The sequence below is a fragment of the Pedobacter sp. AK013 genome, from assembly GCF_014205835.1.
Lineage (GTDB): Bacteria > Bacteroidota > Bacteroidia > Sphingobacteriales > Sphingobacteriaceae > Pedobacter.
This window is the reverse complement of the sequence record NZ_JACHCQ010000083.1, coordinates 1-1,316: the sequence shown is the minus strand read 5'-3', so window position 1 is coordinate 1,316 and position 1,316 is coordinate 1. Positions and strand designations below refer to the sequence as shown.

At 41.5% G+C, this 1,316-nt stretch carries 1 protein-coding gene; it reads left to right on the top strand.

Annotation, left to right across the window (positions count from 1 at the left end; all coding sequences use genetic code 11):
* Positions 1 to 46 precede the first annotated feature (46 nt).
* A complete protein-coding gene (locus HDC90_RS25265; RefSeq protein ID WP_184471417.1) occupies positions 47 to 1,264 on the top strand; it encodes an IS4 family transposase in 1,218 nt (405 codons plus the stop codon).
* Positions 1,265 to 1,316 lie beyond the last annotated feature (52 nt).

Below are 1,316 nucleotides of genomic sequence, written 5' to 3'. Positions count from 1 at the left end.
CTACCCTTTGTAGTGTTATATTTGAGTTACCACACCTAAATACAACATGGGCAAAAATACATTTTTTACCGGACAGCCGATATTAAATCAGCTATTAAGTTTGATCGACCGGAACTCGGTAAAGTCATTGTCTCGCCGTGGAGGTTACGACCGCTATTACAAGTATTTTGATACTTTTGAACATCTGGTTACCATGCTCTATTGCAGCCTGAACAATTGCACCAGCAGCCGTGAGGTTGTTAGCGGTATGCATGCATGTCATTCCAAGCTTTTTCATCTTGGGATAGTCAGCCCGCCCACAAGAAGTACCCTCTGTGATGCAAACGGCAAAAGGTCGTTTTATGTTTTCCAACAGATCTACGAGCTTTTGTATAAACGGTACGGGCATCTTTTACCGGACAGCCGGTTGAAGCAATATGATAAACTCTTCATTGTGGATTCTTCCACCATCACACTTTTCCAACGGATACTCGATGCGCCCAGTCCCGGCAAGATGAACGGCAAAAGAAAGGGCGGAATCAAGGTGCATACCCTGATAGGTGCAACAGAACAGGTCCCCTTGAAAATCAGCTTTACTGCTGCCAGTGCAAATGACATGCCCTTCCTGAAGGAAATAGACCTTGAAGAAGGATCGTTTATAGTGTTTGATAAAGGTTATGTGGACTATTCAGAATATGAAAGGATCGGGAAACAGGGTGCCTTTTTTGTTACCAGACAGAAAAAAGATGCAAGGTACGAAGTCATCAAATCCAAGGAACTGAGCCAAAAAAGCATGGACGCGGGCGTACAGAGTGACCAGATACTGGTACAGGGGACGCGTACGCAAAGAGAAAAGATCAGACTGAACGTACGTATGGTTACTTTTTTCGATGCGGAATCGGGACGTACATTCGAGTTCCTGACCAATAATTTCTCTCTGTTGCCCGAGGAAATTGCAGAAATATACAAAAAACGCTGGCTTATCGAGGTACTCTTTAAAAGGGTCAAGCAGAATTTCCCCCTCAAATATTTCCTCGGGGACAACGAAAATGCGATCAAGATCCAAATATGGTGTGCATTTATATCCGATCTGCTAATAAAAATCGTTCAGATACAGCTTAAAAGGAAATGGGCATTCTCCAACCTGAGATCTATTATCAGGTTGCACATCATGAGTTACATCAGTCTATATAAATTCCTCAACAATCCTGAAAAATTATGCATGAATAGAGGTAATAATGGCCATTTAAAACCGGGGACCTTAGAAATAGATTTTAAAACATAAACAACCTTAATTAGCCAATAAGCCTTATTTATCTTCAATAATCAATTTTAAC

What these genes read in the sequence shown, in the direction of transcription:
- HDC90_RS25265 (WP_184471417.1), top strand. Translation starts at nt 47, where the DNA reads ATGGGCAAAAATACATTTTTTACCGGACAGCCGATATTAAATCAGCTA.